The organism is Arthrobacter sp. TJ-58 (assembly GCF_058269295.1).
Window position 1 is genome coordinate 697,575 of the sequence record NZ_JBZCNM010000001.1, and the last position, 19,160, is coordinate 716,734.

Annotated in this window: 17 protein-coding genes and 1 tRNA gene; 6 read left to right on the forward strand and 12 right to left on the reverse strand. The window is 64.8% G+C overall.

What is annotated here, in order from left to right:
• Nucleotides 1–37: 37 nt before the first annotated feature.
• Nucleotides 38–916 carry a PAC2 family protein gene (locus tag AC4D2W_RS03245; protein WP_490925467.1) on the forward strand — a complete coding sequence of 293 codons (879 nt, stop codon included), beginning with the start codon at nt 38–40 and terminating at the stop codon, nt 914–916.
• Here the strand turns inward: AC4D2W_RS03245 and mshC are convergent.
• From mshC to AC4D2W_RS03260, 3 genes are all read right to left on the reverse strand, one after another.
• Complete coding sequence (gene mshC / locus AC4D2W_RS03250) at nt 913–2,190, reverse strand: cysteine--1-D-myo-inosityl 2-amino-2-deoxy-alpha-D-glucopyranoside ligase (protein ID WP_490925468.1); 1,278 nt, start codon at nt 2,188–2,190, stop codon at nt 913–915. The genes AC4D2W_RS03245 and mshC overlap by 4 nt on opposite strands.
• A 23-nt stretch (nt 2,191–2,213) precedes the next feature.
• Nucleotides 2,214–3,038 carry an undecaprenyl-diphosphate phosphatase gene (locus AC4D2W_RS03255; protein ID WP_490925469.1) on the reverse strand — a complete coding sequence of 275 codons (825 nt, stop codon included), beginning with the start codon at nt 3,036–3,038 and terminating at the stop codon, nt 2,214–2,216.
• Between the two features lie 78 nt (nt 3,039–3,116).
• The gene (locus tag AC4D2W_RS03260) at nt 3,117–3,401 is read right to left on the reverse strand and encodes a hypothetical protein (protein WP_490925470.1); all 285 of its coding nucleotides are present in this window, start codon (nt 3,399–3,401) and stop codon (nt 3,117–3,119) included.
• A gap of 41 nt (nt 3,402–3,442) precedes the next feature.
• On the opposite strand from AC4D2W_RS03260, the gene AC4D2W_RS03265 reads away from it, so the two are divergent.
• A complete protein-coding gene (locus AC4D2W_RS03265) occupies nt 3,443–3,676 on the forward strand; it encodes a DUF5703 family protein (RefSeq protein WP_490925471.1) in 234 nt (77 codons plus the stop codon).
• Between the two features lie 54 nt (nt 3,677–3,730).
• On the opposite strand, the gene AC4D2W_RS03270 is transcribed toward AC4D2W_RS03265, so the two are convergent.
• Nucleotides 3,731–4,891 carry an acyl-CoA dehydrogenase family protein gene (locus AC4D2W_RS03270; RefSeq protein WP_490925472.1) on the reverse strand — a complete coding sequence of 387 codons (1,161 nt, stop codon included), beginning with the start codon at nt 4,889–4,891 and terminating at the stop codon, nt 3,731–3,733.
• A 35-nt stretch (nt 4,892–4,926) separates the two neighbouring features.
• Nucleotides 4,927–6,246, reverse strand: coding sequence for a M20/M25/M40 family metallo-hydrolase (locus tag AC4D2W_RS03275; protein ID WP_490925473.1), 1,320 nt, complete (start codon nt 6,244–6,246; stop codon nt 4,927–4,929).
• A 146-nt stretch (nt 6,247–6,392) separates the two neighbouring features.
• Here AC4D2W_RS03275 and AC4D2W_RS03280 point away from each other — a divergent pair.
• The 4 genes from AC4D2W_RS03280 (at nt 6,393) to AC4D2W_RS03295 (ending at nt 9,991) form a co-directional block, all read left to right on the forward strand.
• Nucleotides 6,393–6,475: transfer RNA gene (locus tag AC4D2W_RS03280), tRNA-Leu, on the forward strand.
• A 166-nt stretch (nt 6,476–6,641) separates the two neighbouring features.
• Nucleotides 6,642–7,973 (forward strand): hemolysin family protein, encoded by a 1,332-nt coding sequence (locus tag AC4D2W_RS03285; RefSeq protein WP_490925474.1) that lies wholly within the window; start codon nt 6,642–6,644, stop codon nt 7,971–7,973.
• 167 nt (nt 7,974–8,140) lie between these two features.
• Complete coding sequence (locus AC4D2W_RS03290) at nt 8,141–9,547, forward strand: APC family permease (protein ID WP_490925475.1); 1,407 nt, start codon at nt 8,141–8,143, stop codon at nt 9,545–9,547.
• 39 nt (nt 9,548–9,586) lie between these two features.
• Nucleotides 9,587–9,991, forward strand: a complete 405-nt coding sequence (locus AC4D2W_RS03295) for a universal stress protein (RefSeq protein ID WP_490925476.1) — start codon at nt 9,587–9,589, stop codon at nt 9,989–9,991.
• Nucleotides 9,992–10,097: 106 nt separating this feature from the next.
• Here the strand turns inward: AC4D2W_RS03295 and mmsB are convergent, their stop codons facing one another.
• The 7 genes from mmsB to AC4D2W_RS03330 form a co-directional block, all read right to left on the reverse strand.
• On the reverse strand, nt 10,098–11,279 hold the full coding sequence (gene mmsB, locus AC4D2W_RS03300) for a multiple monosaccharide ABC transporter permease (RefSeq protein ID WP_490926008.1): 1,182 nt from the start codon (nt 11,277–11,279) through the stop codon (nt 10,098–10,100).
• A gap of 59 nt (nt 11,280–11,338) precedes the next feature.
• On the reverse strand, nt 11,339–12,880 hold the full coding sequence (gene mmsA, locus AC4D2W_RS03305) for a multiple monosaccharide ABC transporter ATP-binding protein (RefSeq protein WP_490926009.1): 1,542 nt from the start codon (nt 12,878–12,880) through the stop codon (nt 11,339–11,341).
• Nucleotides 12,881–12,974: 94 nt separating this feature from the next.
• Nucleotides 12,975–14,102 (reverse strand): multiple monosaccharide ABC transporter substrate-binding protein, encoded by a 1,128-nt coding sequence (gene chvE, locus AC4D2W_RS03310; protein WP_490925477.1) that lies wholly within the window; start codon nt 14,100–14,102, stop codon nt 12,975–12,977.
• A 185-nt stretch (nt 14,103–14,287) separates the two neighbouring features.
• Complete coding sequence (locus AC4D2W_RS03315; protein ID WP_490925478.1) at nt 14,288–15,508, reverse strand: kynureninase; 1,221 nt, start codon at nt 15,506–15,508, stop codon at nt 14,288–14,290.
• 9 nt (nt 15,509–15,517) lie between these two features.
• A complete protein-coding gene (locus tag AC4D2W_RS03320) occupies nt 15,518–16,423 on the reverse strand; it encodes a MaoC/PaaZ C-terminal domain-containing protein (RefSeq protein ID WP_490925479.1) in 906 nt (301 codons plus the stop codon).
• Nucleotides 16,420–17,760: a 3-oxoacyl-ACP reductase gene (locus tag AC4D2W_RS03325; protein ID WP_490925480.1), complete on the reverse strand. Its 1,341-nt coding sequence runs from the start codon at nt 17,758–17,760 to the stop codon at nt 16,420–16,422. The genes AC4D2W_RS03320 and AC4D2W_RS03325 overlap by 4 nt, the downstream gene beginning before the upstream one ends.
• A gap of 2 nt (nt 17,761–17,762) precedes the next feature.
• Entirely contained in the window at nt 17,763–19,100 is a 1,338-nt protein-coding gene (locus AC4D2W_RS03330) for an acetyl-CoA C-acetyltransferase (RefSeq protein WP_490925481.1), read from the reverse strand.
• Nucleotides 19,101–19,160: the final 60 nt, after the last annotated feature.

Consider the following 19,160-nt stretch of genomic DNA (forward strand, 5'->3'; position numbering starts at 1 on the left):
TCCTGACAACGCCGCGTGCTGGACATAGGGTGAGGAGGTGAGCAATACCGACGAAACCCCGCCCGTGGGCCTCCAGGATTATTTTGGCGGCTCAACAGAGCGCACGACTGTCATGCTGGCGGCCTTTGAAGGCTGGAACGACGCCGGTGAGGCTGCCAGCGATGCCGTTAAATTCCTGGATATGTTTTGGGAAAGCGAAAAAATCGCCAGCCTCAACGCCGACGAGTATTACGATTTCCAGTTCACCCGACCCGTCATTGAGCGGCTGGCCACCGGTGAAAAAAGGATCAAGTGGCCCACCACCCGGATCTCCCGGGCGGAGGTCCCCAACAGTAATCTGGACGTGATCTTCGTGTCCGGAGTGGAACCGTCCTATAAGTGGCGTGCCTACACCGCGGAGCTGATTGCGCTGGCCAAGGAGCTGGACGTGGACTGCATAGTCCTGGCCGGCGCCCTGCTTGCGGATGTTCCGCACACCCGTCCCATTCCCGTGACGGTTACCTGCGAGGACAGTGACCTGCGCGAGGAACTCAGGGTGGAGTCCTCAACCTATGAGGGGCCGATCGGGATTGTGGGTGTGCTCGCCGAAATGGCCAGCCTGGCCGATATTCCTTCGGTCTCCCTGTGGGCAGCCGTGCCGCACTACGTGGGGCACTCCCCTTCACCCAAAGCACAGCTTTCCCTGCTCCACCGGATTGAGGAGCTGCTGCAGGCTCCGCTGGACACCGCGCTGCTCACCGAGGAAGCCGATGCATGGGAGCGCGGCGTGGATGAGCTGGCCACTGAAGATCCGGAGATCGCCGCTTACGTGCGCCAGCTTGAAGAGGCCAAGGACACAGCGGAACTGCCCGAGGCCAGCGGCGAATCAATTGCCCGTGAGTTTGAGCGTTATTTGAAACGCCGCCGGCGCGACTAAAGCCTGATGCCCAGCAGGGCGTCCACTGCGGCCGCAGCCAGGTCGCCGCCGTCGGCATCCTTGCCCGGCTGTTCGGTCGCCGAGAGTGCCCAGGCATCAGCGGCGGCCAGGGCGGCCGGTGCGTCGAGGTCATCGGCCAGCGCGGTCCGAACGGCAGCGAGCAGCTGCTCGGCCTGTGCCCGGCCCGTCAGGGGAAGTGCCCGGCGCCAGCGCGCGAGGCGCTCCTCGGCGGCGGTGAGCTGCTCGGCAGTCCAGAACCAGTCGGTGCGGTAGTGGTGGCTGAGCAGGGCGGCTCGGATTGCTGCGGGATCGGTGCCGCGGCTGCGCAGTTCCGACACGAGGACAAGGTTGCCCAGGGACTTGCTCATCTTCTCCCCGTCCAGGCCCACCATGCCGGCGTGGGCATAGTGCCGGGCCAGCGGGCTTCCGGAGCAGGCGTAGGCGTGCCCGGCGCTCATTTCGTGGTGGGGGAAGACGAGGTCGGAACCACCGGCCTGCACGGTGAAGGGTGCGGGCAGGAAGCGCTGGGCAATCACCGAACATTCGATATGCCATCCCGGCCGGCCTGCCCCCAGCGAAGCGCCGTCCCAGAAAGGCTCGCCGGTGCGCTGCACGCGCCACAGCAGCGGGTCCAGGGCGTTGCGCTTGCCCGGGCGCCGGGGGTCGCCGCCGCGTTCGGCGAAGACGGGAAGCATCTGGTCGGCGGTCAGGCCGGAGACGCTGCCCAGCCGCCATGCGCGGGGGTCCTCCGGGTCCAGCCGGGAGGCGGCATCCACGGAGAAGTAGACGTCGCCGTCGGGTTCTGTGCCCTGGCCGGGGACGCGGTACGCGAGCCCGCGGCGCAGCAGATCCTCCACCACGGGAACGATCCACTCGATGGCTTCCACGGCGCCGACGTAGTGGTCCGGAGCGAGAACGTTGAGGGCTTCCATGTCATCGCGGAAAAGCTGGGTCTGCTCCAGAGCCAGTTCCCGCCAGTCCAGTCCCCGGGCATTGGCACGTTCGAGCAGCGGATCATCGATGTCCGTCACGTTCTGTACATAGCGGACGGTGTTGCTGGAATCCCGCCACTGACGGTTCAGCAGGTCAAAGGCCACGTAGGTGGACGCATGGCCCATGTGCGTGGCGTCGTACGGGGTGATGCCGCAGACATAAAGGCTCGCCTCACCGCCGGGACGAACCGGAACGGTGCTCTGCAGCGCCGTGTCGAAGAGGACCAATTCCGGAGATTCTCCGGGCAGGACGGGCAGGGGGGAGTTTTTCCACGCAATCACAGGTTCAACTCTACTTTCCGTTCCTAGGCTTCCAGCACGCCCATGCCCAGCAGCACGTAAATCACGACGCCGAGAAGAATGCGGTACCAGACAAACAGGCTGTAGCTGCGGCTGGAGACGTACCGCAGGAACCATCCGATGATGATGAATCCCACAATGAAGGCAACCAGGGTGGCCCCGGCAGTCTCCAGGCCGCCGTAAACCATCGGCTCGTCCAATGACTTCACCAGCTGGAACAAGCCGCTGCCGAAGACGGCGGGGATGGCCAGCAGGAAGGCGTAGCGGGCCGCGGCCTCACGGGTGTACCCCATGAACAGGCCGGCGGTGATCGTTCCGCCGGAGCGGCTGACACCGGGGATCAGCGCCAGGGCCTGGGCGAAGCCGTACAGGATGCCGTGCTTGTAGGTGAGCTGGTCCAAGCTGCGCTGCTGCTTGCCGACCCTGTCCGCGACAGCGAGGATGATGCCGAAGACGATCAGCATGGTCGCCACGATCCAGAGGCTGCGCAGCGTGCTCTCAATCTGGTCCTGGAAGAGCAGGCCGAGAATGACGATCGGCAGGGTGCCGATTATGATCAGCCAGCCCATGCGGGCATCCGGATCATTGCGCGGAATCCGTCCGGCCAGGGACGCAAACCACGCCTTGACGATTCGGACTATGTCCTTCCAGAAATAGACGGCCACGGCCGTTTCGGTGCCGAGCTGCGTTATGGCGGTAAAGGCCGCTCCCGGGTCCTGGGCACCGGGCAGCAGCTCACCGACAATACGCAGATGGGCGCTGGAGGAGATAGGGAGAAATTCGGTCAGGCCCTGAATAAGGCCGAGGAAAAGTGCTTCAAACCAATTCACAAGGAAATACTCTAGGCCACGGGCCGGGACTCACCGTGCACCGCCGCAGGGGCGGAGGCAGGGAATCAGCGTCTGCAGTTACTGCCCGGGCTGCACTTCGGAGGAGCGCTCCCCTGCGCCCTGTGCCGGTTCCTCGAACCCGTCGTCAAACTCGTCGTCGTCGTCTTCGTAGATCTCCAGCGGCGTGACCTCGCCGTAGGCGTCGTACAGGACCTCTTCATAGACCTCAAAGGCATCCGCGACGGCCAGATAGGCCGCTTCCACCACCGGATCCTTGTCCCCGCGGCGTTGCGCCGCCGCCGTCAGGTGCTCTTCGAGTGCGGCCATCAGGGATTGGAGCGCCACGTGCGGATCTATGCTCATGCCCTAGACGTTAGCGGTAAAGTGAGCAAAATTGGAGGGACATGCGCGAACAAATTCTTCGGCCGGGGATACGCCGGCCAGACGAAAACACCCGGGACTACGAGTACCTGGTGGTGTCCGTGAACCCCGGAGATCCGGTCTCCGAGGCCCGCAGGATCATCAGGGAACATGCTGAATACGGAAAATGGGAGCTGCACCGCAGCCGTCTCTACCGCGGCGGCGCCCGCCGCTTCTGGCTGCGCAGGCGGATCATGCGGGTACACCGCACCGTCTAGCCAGCCGGGCGGACCCGGCCGGCCCGAGCCGGCTGGCCTAGCCGTCCTGCTCTGTCAGCCGTCCTGCTCTGTCAGCGGCCCCAGCCACGCATTGGCCACCGAAGCGTGCACCGAGTCTTCGCTGGACGGATGGAACATTCCGGCGAGGACATCGCGGTACAGGCGCTCCAGCTCCGCCCCCTTTGAGTAGCTTCTGCCCCCTGCCACGCGGACCGCGGTTTCCACCACTGAACGCGCGGTTTCGGTGGTCCGGTACTTCAGCGAGGACAGCCGGGGGAACCACAGGTTTCCGTGGTCAGCACCCTCTTCCAGGTCACGCGCCATCGCTTCGAGCTGGGGATGGATCCCGTCCATCCGGATAGCCGCATCCGCCACCTTCCACCGGATGTTGGGATCCTGGGCTCCGCCGCTGCCGGCCGCCGTCGTGCGCTGCTGCGCCGCCTCCACCGCGAGTTCGACGGCGCGGTCCCCTATTCCGGTGTACACGGCCGAGAGCAGGGTTTCGAAGAGTGCGAAGATGCCGAACACAAAGGCGTCGCTGTGCGGCCCCACCGGAGTGCTGCGGACCAGTTGGGCGGGCTCAAGGACCGCATGGTCCAGGACCGTGGTGCAGGACTGGCTGGCCCGCATGCCCATGGTGTTCCAGTCATCCCTGACGGTGATGCCTGCGGTTCCGCGCGGGGCGAAGCCGAAGACCAGGCGCGGCTCGTCCGGCACGGAGTCGTCGCGGCCGAAGATCCCCAGCCGGGTCCACGCCGGCGAGAGGCTCGTGAAGATCTTGGTTCCCGTGAAGGCGTAGGAGCCGTTCCCCTGCGGCTGCGCCGCGGTGTGGGAATCAAAGAGGACGGCGGGATTGCCCGGCTCTGAAATTCCGAAGGCATACAGCTCGCCGCCGGCTGCATCGTTGAGGATGAAGTCCAGGCTGTGATCCCCGCGCAGTGCCAGCAGGTGGGCCACCCCGCACCACACCTGGTGCATGTTGATGGCCAGTGCGGTGGCGGGGGCGGCGGTTGCCAGCAGGCGCTGGCTTTGGACCACCTGCGGGATGGTGAAGCCGGCACCGCCGGCATCCGCCGGGGTGAACAGCGCCAGATAGCCGGCGCTGCGCAGGTCCTCAAGATCTTCGGCAAAGAACCTGTTGTCCCGGTCGTAGCCGGCCGCCCGGCTGCGCAGGCGCTCCAGCAGGTCGGGGGTGAGGACATCGGAAACATTCATGCGCAGTGCCTTTCCGGACTGGGGATGTTGGTGGCTCAGTAACCGGTCAGCAGTCTGGAGAGGACCCGGGTTCCGAACTTCAGGGAATCCACCGGCACACGCTCATCCACGCCGTGGAACATGCCGGTGAAGTCCAGGTCCTCGGGAAGCCGCAGCGGTGCAAAGCCGTATCCGGTGATGCCCAGGCGGCTCAGGGACTTGTTGTCGGTGCCGCCGGAGAGCGTGTACGGCAGGACCGGGGCACCGGGGTCCTCGGCCTGCAGTGCACCGATCATGGAATCCACGAGGTTGCCCTTGAAGGGAACCTCCAGGGACACGTCCTTGTGCTCGTAGCTGACGTCGATGCCCGGCCCGGCCAGGTTCTTAATGATGGCCAGGACCTGCTCTTCCTGCCCCGGAAGAGTCCGGACGTCAATCAGCGCCTCGGCGGTGCCGGGGATGACGTTGTGCTTGTAGCCGGCCTTGAGCACCGAGGGATTGGAGGTGTTCTGCAGGGTGGCGCCCACAAAACGGGCCACCGTGCCCAGTTCCGCCAGCAGCCGCTCGGGGTTCTGCGGATCAAACTCCACGCCGGTGAGCTCCGTGACGCCGTCCAGGAACGCACGGGTGGTGTCGGTGAGTTCAATGGGCCACGGGTATTCGCCGATGGTGGCGACTGCGCGGGCCAGCCGGGTGACGGCGTTGTCGGTGTTGATCTGTGAGCCGTGGCCGGCGCGGCCGTGGGCCGCGAGGCGCAGCCAGGAGATGCCCTTTTCAGCGGTCTGCAGCAGGTATGTGCGTTTTCCGCCGATGGTGGCGGAGAATCCGCCCACCTCCGAGATGGCCTCCGCGGCGCCGTCGAACAGGTCACGGCGGTTCTCCACCGCCCAGCTTGCACCATAATCGCCGCCGGCCTCCTCATCGGCAAAGAAAGCAAAGATGAGGTCCCGGCGGGGTTTGGTGCCCGAGCGGGCCATGTCCCGCATGACCGACAGGATCATGGCGTCCATGTCCTTCATGTCCACGGCGCCGCGCCCCCAAATCAGGCCGTCGCGTTCTTCGCCGCTGAACGGATCAACGGACCAGTCCTGCTTCTGGGCAGGGACCACGTCCAGATGGCCGTGGACCACGAGGGCGGGCAGGGAGGAATCGCTGCCTTCCATCCGTGTTACCACCGACGCACGGCCCGGGGCGGACTCGAAGAGGTCCGCCTGCAGGCCGGCTTCCTCGATCAGTCCTGCCGTGTACTCCGCAGCTGCCCGCTCCCCCGGGCCGGAGCCGTCCCCGAAGTTGGAGGTGTCAAAGCGGATGAGCTCCTGGCAGATCCGGGTGACTTCATCTTCGGCAGTTACCGCGCGGGCAGTGGAATCCGACATGTTTCTCCTTCGAAGTTATTGCTGACAGCCTAGCCACCGGAGGCCTGACCAGCGCCGATTTACGGTTGCGGCCAAAACCGTGTTAGAGTTTTTCCCGTTGCTTCCGCAGCTTTTGAACGACTGAAGAGCTTGCGGGAAACACCCAAGCGCGGGTGGCGGAATGGCAGACGCGCTAGCTTGAGGTGCTAGTCCTCTAACGAGGGTGGGGGTTCAAGTCCCCCTCCGCGCACAATGAAACCCCGGAATCCATTGGATTCCGGGGTTTTTTGTTGTCCCGGCCGCCGGCGCGGAAGGCAATCGCTATATGTGACTTTTATTACAGCAAATCCTGCCGCCTCCTTCTCCCTGCCTCCCCGTCTCTGTCAGAGCAGACGCTGCGCCGGTACCCTCGGCCTATGGACGGCGGAACGCTCTTCAATGTGTTGCTCGTAGTGTTCTTTGTTTTGCTGGGCGGAGTGTTCGCCGGGACGGAAATGGCCCTGGTTTCACTGCGGGAGAGTCAGATCAGTTCCATTGAGGCGTCCGGCACCGGCGGAGCCAAGATTGCGGCCCTGGCCCGAAACCCCAACCTTTTCCTTTCATCCATTCAAATAGGGGTGACGCTTTCGGGGTTTTTTTCCGCCGCGTACGGCGCCTCCGCACTGGCGCCCGCAGCGGCTCCCCTGCTGCGCGGCCTTGGCCTGTCCGCAGCCGCCGCTGATGCGACGGCGTTTATCCTCCTGACCCTTGCTGTGGCCTACCTTTCCCTTGTTTTGGGCGAGCTGGTGCCCAAGCGGCTGGCCATGCAGAACGCCGAACGCTTCACCCGCCTCCTCGCGCCTCCGCTGAACGCCTTCGCCGTCGTCATGCGACCGGTGATCAAGCTGCTGTCCGTCTCCACGGATGCGGTAGTGCGGCTGCTGGGCGGAGACCCGTCGGTCAAAACGCCGCCGGTGACTTCACAGGAGCTCTGGGACATGGTCGCGGCAAGTCCGGTCCTGGCCGAAGACAGCCGCCGGATCCTTTCCGATGTCTTCGGCGCGGGCAGCCGCCTGCTGCAGGAGGTGATGCGCCCCCGTCCGGAGGTACAGTTCCTCGCTGCGGACCTGACCGTGGAACAGGCCCGGGCAGCCGTGCACCTGCTGCCGTACTCCCGGTATCCGGTGATCGGAGACTCCCCCGACGACGTCGTCGGCTTCGTCCATGTCCGGGACCTGCTGCGGGAGCGGGATGACGACGGCGGCCGCGGCGGCCGGGCGCGCACGCTCGGCGACATTGCCCGCCCCATCCTCTTTCTTCCGGGCACGGCTGCGGTGGTTCCCTCGCTGTCCCGCATGCGCAGGGACGGCAGCCACATTGCGGTGGTTGCCGATGAATACGGCGGAACGGACGGCATAGTCACTTTGGAGGACCTGGTGGAGGAACTTGTCGGAGAGATTTACGACGAGTACGACATCTCCAGGGACCCCGAAGACCGGCACCGCCGGGTGAGCGGAGATCTGGTCATTGACGGGGCACTGATCCTGCAGGAGTTTGCGCGGTTGACCGGCATTGACCTTCCGGAAGGACAATACGAAACTGTGGGCGGCTACATTATGGAAAGGCTGGGCCGGATTGCCCGGCCCGGGGATATTGTCCAGGCTCCGGGATGCCGGCTGGAGGTACTCACCCTTCAGCGCCGCCGCATTGTTTCGGTACGGGTAATACGCGGAACCGAAGAACCGCATGGAACCGAGGAACAGCACTGAGCCGGCCGAGGACGTTGGCGGCGCCCGCAGGACCGTCAAACCCGCAGATCCCGTAACATTGATTTGCCGTTGGGCAGAGAAGACAATACCGGGCACGGAGCGGAACCATTGTTCAGGGAACCCGGACCATGCCGCCTTTGTGGATACCAGAAAGCAGGAAAGCCGCCATGAGCGAGACGAAGACCAGCTCGGAAGAGCCAGAACTCAAGCGGGTGATGGGGACCAAGCTCCTGTTGCTTTTCATTGTCGGCGACATTCTGGGAACCGGCGTCTATGCGCTGACCGGTCAGGTGGCCGGCGAGATAGGCGGCGCCGCCTGGGCACCCATCCTCCTGGCGTTCGTCGTCGCCACCATCACTGCCCTGTCCTACTTGGAATTGGTCACGAAGTTTCCGCAGGCGGCCGGCGCCGCGCTTTATGCCCATAAGGCGTTTGGAATCCACTTCGTCACCTTCCTTGTGACCTTTGCCGTGCTGTGTTCGGGCATTACGTCCGCGTCAACGGCTGCCAAGTTCCTCGCCGAGAACTTCATTGTCGGGTTCGACCTGGAGTGGGGCCAGACCGGAGTTACCTGGGTGGCTGTGATCTTCATGCTCATCCTCGCCCTGATCAATCTTCGCGGCGTGGGGGAAAGCATCAAGTTCAATGTGGTGCTGACGATTATCGAGCTCACCGGTCTTTTGATCGTTATCCTGATCGGTTTCTGGGCCATGGGCCAGGGGAACGTTGATTTCTCCCGCGTGATGGTCTTTGAGACGGAGGGCAGCAAGAGTATCTTCCTGGCGCTGACCGCAACCACGTCCCTGGCATTCTTTTCCATGGTTGGATTCGAAGATTCCGTCAATATGGCGGAGGAGACACGGGATCCGGCAAAGATTTTCCCCAAGGTCATGCTGACGGGGCTGAGCATCACACTGGTCGTGTACCTGCTGGTCTCAATCGCCGCCGTAGCCATTGTCCCGGTGGGCCAGCTGTCCGAAAGTGCCACACCGCTGCTGGAGGTTGTCCGCGCCGGTGCGCCCAACCTCCCTGTGGATGTCATCTATCCGTTCCTCTCGATCTTTGCCGTGGCCAACACGGCGCTCATCAACATGCTGATGGCCAGCCGCCTTCTCTATGGCATGGCAAAGCAGGATGTGCTCCCCCGCTCCCTGTCCAAGGTGCTTCCCGGCCGCCGCACGCCGTGGGCCTCCATTCTGTTCACCACCGTGATTGCACTGGGACTGATTACTCTCGTCACCAACTTCATGGGCAAGGAAACCGTCACGGCGCTTGGCGGCACCACTGCCCTGCTGCTGCTGGCCGTGTTTACCGTGGTGAACATTGCCTGCCTGGTCCTCCGCCGCACTCCGCACGAGGGCAAGTACTTCCGGTCGCCCGGATTCCTTCCCTATGTTGGCGTGTTCAGCTGTGCTTTCCTCCTGGGACCCTGGGCGCAGGACCCGATCGAATACCAGATTGCCGGCCTGCTCCTGGTCCTCGGCCTGCTGCTGTGGGCCCTCACCTGGTTCTGGAACCGCGCCGTCCGTGCCAAGCGGACCCGGTTCTCGGATGCTGAAGAACTCCGGGGCTAGTCCCTTCCTCCCGTTTCCCTTTCCCATGTCAGGAGCATCATGAGCATCGTCGTCGGTTTTCTGCCCACCCCGGAGGGCAGCGCCGCCCTGTCGGCCGCACGCCGGGAGGCAGCAGTACTGTCCACTTCACTTGTAATCGTCAATGTGGCCGCCACGCACCACGGGCTGCACCACCAGGAGCAGGAGGAGGCAAACAACGCCGCCCTGCAGGCCCTTGAACTGGAGCTGCAGGCATCCGGAACGGATTACCGGCTGGTCCACCCCGAGGGTGACTACGATCCCGCTGAGGAGATCCTCACCGCCTCGCAGGACCCGCAGGTCCAGCTGATTGTCCTCGGACTGCGCCGCCGCACCCCCGTGGGCAAAATGCTCCTGGGCAGCACCGCGCAGCGGGTGCTGCTGCAGGCAGACTGCCCGGTCCTGGCAGTGAAGGCCAACTCCTAGCTTTCGCCTCACCGCGCGGACTTTGTGCCGCCGGCACAGTAAATGCCTGTGGCCGGCACCCGAATCATCGGGTGCCGGCCACAGGCATGTCAGGGGCGAGCCGCGCTTACGTAATGGAAGTGGATCCGCGGCGCTTGTTGAAGACGTCGAAGGCGACGGCCGCCAGAAGCACCATGCCCTTGATGAGCTGCTGGTACTCGGTACCAACACCCATGATCGACATGCCGTTGTTCAGGATGCCGATGATCAGACCGCCGATAATGGCACCGGTGACTCGGCCGATACCGCCGGTGACAGCCGCACCGCCGATGAAGACGGCGGCGATGGCATCCAGTTCAAACCCGTCGCCGGCCTTGGGGCTGGCAAGGTTCAGCTGCGCGGTGAAGACCAGGCCGGCCAGTGCGGCGAGCACACCCATGTTGATGAAGACGGTGAACGTGGTCCGCTTGGTGTTGATGCCGGAGAGCTCAGCGGCGTGCAGGTTACCGCCCATGGCGTAGATGTGCCGGCCCCATACGCTGCGGTTCATGACCGCAGAGTAGCCGACCGTCAGCAGGCCCAGGATGACAAGCACAATGGGCATTCCGCGGTAGCTGGCCAGCAGGTAGGTGATGTACAGGACCAGTGCGGCGGTGAGGACCAGCTTGGCTGCGAACCAGGGCATCGGCTCATCGACCAGCTGGTGGCGCCGGCGGATCATCCGCTGGCGGATGCCCGAGCCCACCAATGCGGCGGCCGAGAGGACGCCGATGATGACGGTCAGCGGTTCCAGGAAGCTTGTTCCGCCGCCCAGGTCGGGCAGGAATCCACTGCCCAGGTCACGGAACTGGTCGGGGAAGGGCGAGATCTGCTTGTTCTGCAGGACTATCTGCGTCAGTCCGCGGAAGGTCAGCATGCCGGCCAGCGTCACAATAAACGCCGGAATGCCGAAATACGCGACCCAGAAGCCCTGCCAGGCACCCACGACGGCTCCGAGAACCAGGCACAGGACCGCTGCCAGCCACCAGGGCAGGCCCCACTGGGTAATCATGACGCCGGCGGCGGCACCGGTGAAAGCGACCACCGAGCCGACGGAGAGATCAATGTGCCCGGCAATAATGACGAGCACCATGCCCACCGCGAGGATCAGGATGTAGCTGTTCTGGATGATCAGGTTGGATACGTTGATCGGGGCCAGGGTGATCCCGTTGGTGGTGATCTGGAAGAAGATGATGATCGCGATGAGCGCGATGAACAGCCCCACCTGGCGAAGCTGCCCGGTCAGGTAGTTCAGGGCCGAGCCCAGCATCCCTTGCGGGCGGTTCGAGGGGGGCGCGCCCGTGGACGATCCCTGATCAGTGAGAGTGCTCATTGGCTTTCCTTGTCTGTCGCGGAGGCAGGAGTCCTGGCGTCGCGGGTCATGTACTGCATGAGGTATTCGGCGCTCGCCTTTTCGCGCGGGACATCGGCAGTGATGCGTCCCTCGGCGAGGGTGTAGATGCGATCGCAGATTCCCAGCAGTTCCGGCAGTTCCGAGGAAATGACGATGACGGCCTTACCCTGGTCTGCCAGCTCGTTGATGATGGTGTAAATCTCGTACTTGGCGCCTACGTCAATGCCGCGCGTGGGTTCATCGAGGATCAGGACATCCGGATTGGTGTGGATCCATTTGGACAGCACCACCTTTTGCTGGTTTCCGCCGGAGAGCTTCCCGGTCAGCGCGGCCACTGAAGGTGCCTTGATGTTCATGCTGCTGCGGTACTTCTCCGCTGTCAGATGCTCCCGGTAGGGGTCCACCCAGCCGCGGACGGACAGCTTGCCGAGTCCGGACATTGAAATGTTGCGCTTGATGTCCTCAATGAGGTTCAGCCCGTACCGCTTGCGGTCCTCCGTGGCATAGGCCAATCCGTGCTGGATGGCCTGGCCCACGTTGTTCATGGTGACTTCGCGGCCGTTCTTGTACACCCGTCCGCTGATGTTGTGGCCGTAGCTGTGGCCAAAGACGCTCATGGCCAGCTCGGTGCGGCCGGCGCCCATCAGCCCTGCGATGCCAACGATCTCCCCGGCCCGGACATAGAGATTGGCCTCTGAGACGACCCGGCGGGAACGGTCCAGCGGGTGGTGCACGGTCCAGTCCTCAATGCGAAGGACTTCCTCGCCTACGACGGAGGTGTGCTCGGGGTACCTGCTGTCCAGGTCCCGGCCCACCATGCCGCGGATGATGCGCTCTTCGGACACGTCGTCAGCGTGCATGTCGAGCGTTTCAATCGTGCGGCCGTCCCGGATGATGGTGACGGCGTCGGCGATGGCTTTGATCTCGTTGAGCTTGTGGCTGATGATGATGCAGGTGATGCCGTCCCGGCGCAGGTCCTTGATCAGGCCCAGCAGGTGCTCGGAATCCTCGTCATTCAGCGCGGCGGTGGGCTCATCCAGAATCAGGAGCTTAACCCGCTTGGAGAGGGCCTTGGCGATCTCCACCAGCTGCTGCTTGCCCACTCCGATGTCCTGGATCCGGGTGGCGGGGTTCTCGGAAAGACCCACCCGTTCCAGGAGCTTGGCGGCTTCCAGGTTGGTGCGGTGCCAGTCGATGAAACCGCCCCTGGACTGCTCGTTGCCCAGGTAGATGTTCTCCGCGATGGATAGGAAAGGGCTCAGCGCCAGTTCCTGGTGAATGATCACCACGCCGGCCGCTTCGGAGTCCTTGATGTCCCGGTATTCCTGCAGCTCACCCTCCAGCAGGATTTCGCCCTCGTAGGTCCCTGCGGGGTAGACCCCGGAGAGCACCTTCATCAGCGTTGATTTGCCGGCTCCGTTTTCACCGCAGATGGCATGTACATGCCCCTGCCGCACGTCCAGCGAGACATCCTGAAGCGCCTTGACCCCGGGGAATGTCTTGGTGATTCCCCGCATGGAAAGAATATTTTCGTTCACGTTCGTGTCCTTGCCGGCGGGGTTCCGGGGCAGCAGCACTGGCTGCCGCCCCGGAACACCGCGGTGGTCGGAATTACTTCAGGTCTGAGGCTTCGTAGTAGCCGCTTTCGACGAGGACTTCCTCGTAGTTGTCCTTGGTGACGACTACCGGATCCAGCAGGTAGGTCGGAACAATCTTGACCTTGTTGTCATAGGTTTCCGTGTCGTTGACCTCGGGATCTTTGTCATTGAGGATGTCATCGACCATGGCAACGGCCTGCTCGCCGAGCTTGCGGGTGTCCTTGAAGATGGTGGAGTACTGCTGGCTGTCCATGATCGACTTCACCGAGGCTGCTTCGGCATCCTGGCCGGTGATGACGGGCAGGGCATCCGCCGCGTAGCCGGATCCGGTCAGGGCCGAAATGATGCCCAGCGAGATGCCGTCGTACGGGGACAGCACGCCGTCAACTTTTTCGCCGCCGGAGTAGGTGCTGGCAATGAGGTTCTGCATGCGCTTCTGGGCGGTGGCAGGATCCCAGCGCAGGGTCGCAATCTGGGTGAATTCGGTCTGGCCGCTCTTGACCACCAGGGTGCCCTTGTCGATGTAGGGCTTCAGGGTGTCCATGGCGCCGTCGTAGAAGAAGTTGGCGTTGTTGTCATCGGGGCTGCCGGCGAACAGTTCAATGTTCTTCGGCTCCGCTGCGCCGTTGTCCTTGCCCTCGGCGTCGAGGATTCCCAGGCCGGTCAGCAGCGAGGTGGCCTGCTGGACGCCCACGGTGTAGTTGTCGAACGTGGTGTAGTAGTCCACGTTTTCGTTGCCCGTGATCAGGCGGTCGTAGGCGATGACCTTGATGCCTGCGGCAGCTGCGTTGTCGAGCTGGTCGCTGAGTGCGGTGCCGTCGATGGCAGCAACCACCAGGACCTTGGCGCCCTTGGTGATCATGTTGGAGACCTGCTGCACCTGGGTGGGGATGTCGTCGTCGGCGTATTCCAGCGTCGTTTCATAGCCGAGGTCTTCGAGCGAAGCCTTGATGGCGTCGCCGTCCTTGATCCAGCGTTCGGAAGTCTTGGTGGGCATGGCGATGCCCACGAGGGATCCGGCGTTGTCGCCGGATTCGTCGGAGCCGGCATCAGCGCCGCCACGGCCGGAACCGCCGCAGCCTGCTACTGAGACGGCGAGGATTCCTGCCGTCAGGCTGAGGAGGAGTTTACGGATTTTCACGAGGGAGCCCTTTCGATGGACGTCTCTGTCTAACGGGGAGTTGCCGGATCTTCGAAGCGGCAATAGCTTCTCTCTGCGGACCCATCTGGCCGAATGAGAAGTGGATCACAAATGTGTGTGAGCGCTAACATTATGGCTCCCGGCGGGGCACCATTGTCAATTTGGGCCCCCGGGGGGCGGAAAACCTAGCTCCGGAGCTGCACCAGTATGGCGTCGATCCCCTTGAACGTTTCTTCAAACGACGTGGACAGCGGAGAAAGACCCAGCCGGATTCCCGAGGGATTGCGGTAATCGGGAATGATGCCCTGCTCCCACAGGGCCGCCGTGACCGCCCTGAAGGACGGGTGGTCAATGGTGATGTGGCTGCCGCGCCGGGCCGGGTCCCTCGGAGAGGCAACGACGACGCCGTACGGCGCCAGCAGGGCGTCCACGGCAGTGAGCGCGTACTCCGTCAGAGCCACCGATTTTGCCCGCACGGCATCGATTCCCGCCTCGGCGATCAGGGTAATCATGTCCTGCATGGGCAGCATGCCCAGCACCGGAGGGGTGCCGGAGACCACCCGGCGGATGCCGGCGGCCGGAGTATAGCCCTGTGCCATGCCAAACGGGTCCGCACTGCCGAGCCAGCCCTGAATGGGCTGGGCGAACTCCTGTTGGTGCCGGGATGCCACATAGGCCCACGCCGGAGCGCCCGGACCGCCATTGAGGTATTTGTAGCTGCAGCCCACGGCGTAGTCCACGTTCCAGGCATCCAGCTGCGCGGGGACCGCCCCCGCCGAATGGCACAGGTCCCACAGGACCAGCCCGCCGGCGGCGTGGACCACCCTTGTCACGGCTTCCGCGTCCGCAAGATACCCGGAACGGTAAGCGACGTGGCTGAAGACCGCCAAGGCCGTCTGGGGCCCCACGGCGTCGGCTACCACCTCAGCCGTGACACCGCCGTCGTACTCCGTAGGAACCCAGCGCAGGGTGAGCCCGCACTCCTGCGCTATGCCTTCCATGACATACCGGTCCGTGGGGAAGTTGTCCGCGTCCAGGACAATCTCCGTCCGCCCCGGCCGTGCGGCAACGGCGGCGCGGGCGAGCTTGTAGAGCAGGACAGTGGTGGAGTCGGCCACGGTGCACTGGCCCGCCGCGGCGCCCAGTGCTGCAGCACCCAGTGCATCGCCGATGCGCTGGGGCAGGTCCAGCCAGGATTCGTCCCAGCCGCGGATGAGGCGGCTGCCCCACTGCTCCCGGACAAATCCCTGAAGGTGTTCCGCAGTGGCCCGCAGCGGCCGCCCCAGCGAGTTGCCGTCCAGGTAGGACAACACGCCGTCGGCTTCCAGGAAAAGGTCCTGGAAGGCGGCCAGTGGATCCGCTGCATCCAGGTCCTTGGCGGCAACGAGCAGCTCCGGTTCAGTCATGAGGGCACACTAGCAGGCCAGAGGCTGCACCGTACCGGCAAAGTGCCGGCGGCGGGAACGGCCGTTCCACCCCACGAAGGTGGAGCCGGCATACCCGTCCGGCGTCTCCGTATCCGAAATCGACAGGGAGACCGTTGCCGGGAGGAACACCGGGGAGTCAAAGTCGATGGTCCACTCGTACGGCTCCGGGCGGCTCGCCACAATGTCCCCCACCACCCGCGAGGCCAGATACATGCCGTGGGCCAGCGACTTCTTCATTCCCAACGCCTTTGCCGAAAGGCGGCTGAGGTGGATCGGGTTGAAATCACCGGAGACAGCCGCATAGCTGCGTCCGGCGTCCGCACCGAGCCGCCATTGGGCCGTGGGCTGGGGCGGAACAAAGTCCGGCCGGGCCGCGTTCGTATTCGGACGGTCGAACCGGGGCAGGAACACGCCCTTGGCCAGGTAGGTGGACCGGCCGTGCCACACGACTTCCCCGGAGGTCGCGGACTCGACCTCGGCGATCAGGTCCACCTGTGTCCCGGTGCGGTGTCCCCTCAGGTTTTCCGCCCAGGCGGTGACCGTGAGCGGCTCGGTGTAATGGATCGGCCGCAGGTGCCGGACGCTGTTGCTGAGATGGACCATGCCCAGCAGCGGCAGCGGGAAGTCCTCCCGGGCCATCAGGCTCATGGCCACCGGGAACGCGAAGGTGTGCACATAGCCTGACGGCAGGTAGTCGGAGGCGCTGTGCAGAACCAGGCGCTGGAAGTCCGCGAGCCGCTCCAGCTCCACGCGTGCACTCCGGACGGTGTGCCGGTCGTCGGGAAGCGTCTGCGGAGCGGCGGACGAGGACAGCCGCGCCCTGGCAGCGGAGCCCACCGCGCCGACGTAGAGCTTTCCCAGGGCCGGGATCTCGCTGAGCTCGGTGTCGGTCATGCGCCCACCATGTTCTGGCCGCAGACCCGGACAACCTGGCCGTTGACTCCGGCAGCGGCATCCGATGCCAGGAAGGCAATGGTTTCCGCCACGTCGATCGGCAGGCCGCCCTGCTGCAGGCTGCTCAGGCGGCGGGCTACCTGCCGGGTAAGGACCGGGATGGCCGCGGTCATGTCCGTCTCGATGAAACCGGGCGCGACGGCGTTGATGGATCCTCCGCGGGGGGCCAGCAGCGGCGCCGTAGCCCGCACCATGCCGATCACGCCGCCCTTGGAGGCGGCGTAATTGGTCTGGCCGCGGTTGCCGGCAATGCCGCTGGTGGACGCCAGCGACACAATGCGGCCGGCCTGGCTGAAGGTGTCCGAAGCCAGCAGGGTGCGGTTCATCTTCAGCTGTGAGGCAATGTTCACGGCAATGACCGACTGCCAGCGGGATTCATCCATGTTGGCCAGCAGCTTGTCGCGCGTGATGCCGGCGTTGTGGATGACAATGTCCAGGCGTCCGTAGCGCTCGGCGGCGTGGGCCAGAATGCGCTCGCCGGCGTCGTCGCGGGTGATGTCCACCTGCAGTGCGGTGCCGGAGATGTCGTTGGCAACCTTGGCCAGCTGCTCCCCGGCGGCCGGGACGTCCACCACAATGACCCTGGCACCGTCGCGGTGCAGGGTGCGGGCAATTGCCGCACCGATGCCGCGCGCTGCGCCGGTTACGACGGCGACCTTGCCGGCCAGCGGGGCATTCCAATCCGCGGGCAGCGTGCCGGCGTCTGAACCGACGGTGATGAACTGGCCGCTGACGTAGGCGCTGCGGCCGGACAGCAGGAACCGCAGGGCTGCTGCGGTGCCGGGGGCCGAGGCGGGCACCCCGTTGGCCAGCACGATGCCGTTGGCGGTGGCACCGCCGCGCAGCTCATGGGCAATGGAGCGCAGCAGTCCGTCAACGCCCTGGCGGGCGGCGGCGGCCTCGGGCTCCTGGGCCTCGGAGGCGGGACGGGACACGGTGACCACGCGTCCGCCGGCGGCCAGGTCGCGCAGTGCCGCGCCGGCAGCCAGGGTTGCGTCGCCCAGGTCTTCGGGGGCAGCTGCGGTGTCCAGCACCAGCAGGATTGCTCCCAGCTTTTCCTTGGGCGTGGCATGGCGGCGCACGTCCAGGTTCCAGCCCAGCACCAGCTGCGCGAGCTCATCGGCTGCCTCGCCCTTGCCCAGGACCAGAACCGGTCCGGGGACCAGCGGCTTGCTGGGGTCGAAGCGGCGCAGGACGCTCGGGCGGGGAAGCCCCAGCTTTTTGGCCAGTTCCTTGGTGATGCCGTTGTTAACGAGGTTCAAGTAGGTATCAGTCATGATCAGCGTGCCTCCAGGATCGCTACGAGGCCCTGGCCGCCGGCGGCACAAATGGAAATCAGGCCGCGTCCGGAGCCCTTCTCATGCAGCATCTTGGCCAGCGAGGCGACAATGCGTCCGCCGGTGGCTGCGAACGGGTGGCCGGCCGCCAGCGAAGAACCGTTGACGTTGAGCTTGCTGCGGTCCACCGTTCCCAGCGGTCCTTCCAGGCCCAGCCGCGTGCGGCAGAACTCGTCGTCCTCCCAGGCAGCCAGGGTGGAGAGCACGGTGCCGGCGAAGGCTTCGTGGATCTCAAAGAAGTCAAAGTCGTCAAGGGTGAGGCCGTTGCGGGCCAGCAGGCGGGGCACCGCGAAGGCCGGGGCCATCAGCAGGCCGTCCTTACCGTGCACAAAGTCCACGGCGCCGGCCTCGGCGTCAACAATGTTGGCCAGCATGGGCAGGTCGTGCTCCCGGGCGAAGTCCTCGGAACCCAGCAGGACCACGGACGCGCCGTCGGTCAGCGGGGTGGAGTTTCCGGCGGTCATGGTGGCTTCATCGCCCAGGCTGCGTCCGAAGGCGGGCTTCAGCTTGGCCAGCTTCTCCATGGACGTGTCCGGACGCAGGTTGGCGTCCTTGGCCAGGCCGCGGTACGGCGTCACGAGGTCATCGAAGAACCCCCGGTCATAGGCGGCGGCCATGTTGCGGTGGCTGTTGAAAGCCAGCTCATCCTGGGCTTCGCGGGTGATCTTCCACTGAGCGGTGGTCAGGGCCTGGTGCTCGCCCATGGACAATCCGGTGCGCGGTTCGCCGGTGGACGGCGCATCCGGGGACAGGTCCTTGGGGCGGATCTTGGCCACAGCGGCCAGCTTCTGCTTGGCGGTCTTGGCGCGGGACAGATCCAGCAGGGCGCGGCGCAGGCCCTCACTGACGGCGATGGGCGCATCGGAGGCGGAGTCCGCTCCCCCGGCAATCGCGGAGTCCAGCTGGCCCAGCTTGATCTTGTTGGCCAGGCTGATGACCGTTTCCAGGCCGGTGGCGCAGGCCTGCTGAACGTCGTAGGCGGGGGTTTCCGGCGACAGCGCCGAACCCAGCACCGCTTCGCGGGTCAGATTGAAGTCACGGGAGTGCTTCAGGACAGCGCCGCCGGCCACTTCGCCGATGCGTTCGCCCTGCAGGCCGAACCGGGCCACAAGTCCGTCAAGGGCTGCGGTGAGCATGTCCTGGTTGGAGCTGTAGGTGTACTTGCCGCCGGAACGGGCAAAGGGAATGCGGTTGCCGCCAATGACGACTGCTTTGCGGACTGCGGGTGTTGCGGTGTTGCCGCCGGTGGCGGCGGGCTCGGCCTTGGGCTGGACAGCCATGGTGTTGTCTCCTAGGAAGATGCTGCAAGTGTGAGGGGAGTTACTGCAACCCAGCGTACC

Bases quoted from the DNA above. Each gene is read 5' to 3' on its own strand.
- AC4D2W_RS03315 (WP_490925478.1), bottom strand. From the start codon at position 15,508: ATGACTGAACCGGAGCTGCTCGTTGCCGCCAAGGACCTGGATGCAGCG.
- AC4D2W_RS03320 (WP_490925479.1), bottom strand. From the start codon at position 16,423: ATGACCGACACCGAGCTCAGCGAGATCCCGGCCCTGGGAAAGCTCTAC.
- AC4D2W_RS03270 (WP_490925472.1), bottom strand. From the start codon at position 4,891: ATGAATGTTTCCGATGTCCTCACCCCCGACCTGCTGGAGCGCCTGCGC.
- AC4D2W_RS03330 (WP_490925481.1), bottom strand. From the start codon at position 19,100: ATGGCTGTCCAGCCCAAGGCCGAGCCCGCCGCCACCGGCGGCAACACC.
- AC4D2W_RS03325 (WP_490925480.1), bottom strand. From the start codon at position 17,760: ATGACTGATACCTACTTGAACCTCGTTAACAACGGCATCACCAAGGAA.
- AC4D2W_RS03285 (WP_490925474.1), top strand. From the start codon at position 6,642: ATGGACGGCGGAACGCTCTTCAATGTGTTGCTCGTAGTGTTCTTTGTT.
- AC4D2W_RS03265 (WP_490925471.1), top strand. From the start codon at position 3,443: ATGCGCGAACAAATTCTTCGGCCGGGGATACGCCGGCCAGACGAAAAC.
- AC4D2W_RS03275 (WP_490925473.1), bottom strand. From the start codon at position 6,246: ATGTCGGATTCCACTGCCCGCGCGGTAACTGCCGAAGATGAAGTCACC.
- AC4D2W_RS03295 (WP_490925476.1), top strand. From the start codon at position 9,587: ATGAGCATCGTCGTCGGTTTTCTGCCCACCCCGGAGGGCAGCGCCGCC.
- mmsA (WP_490926009.1), bottom strand. From the start codon at position 12,880: ATGCGGGGAATCACCAAGACATTCCCCGGGGTCAAGGCGCTTCAGGAT.
- AC4D2W_RS03260 (WP_490925470.1), bottom strand. From the start codon at position 3,401: ATGAGCATAGATCCGCACGTGGCGCTCCAATCCCTGATGGCCGCACTC.
- mmsB (WP_490926008.1), bottom strand. From the start codon at position 11,279: ATGCTGGGCTCGGCCCTGAACTACCTGACCGGGCAGCTTCGCCAGGTG.
- AC4D2W_RS03290 (WP_490925475.1), top strand. From the start codon at position 8,141: ATGAGCGAGACGAAGACCAGCTCGGAAGAGCCAGAACTCAAGCGGGTG.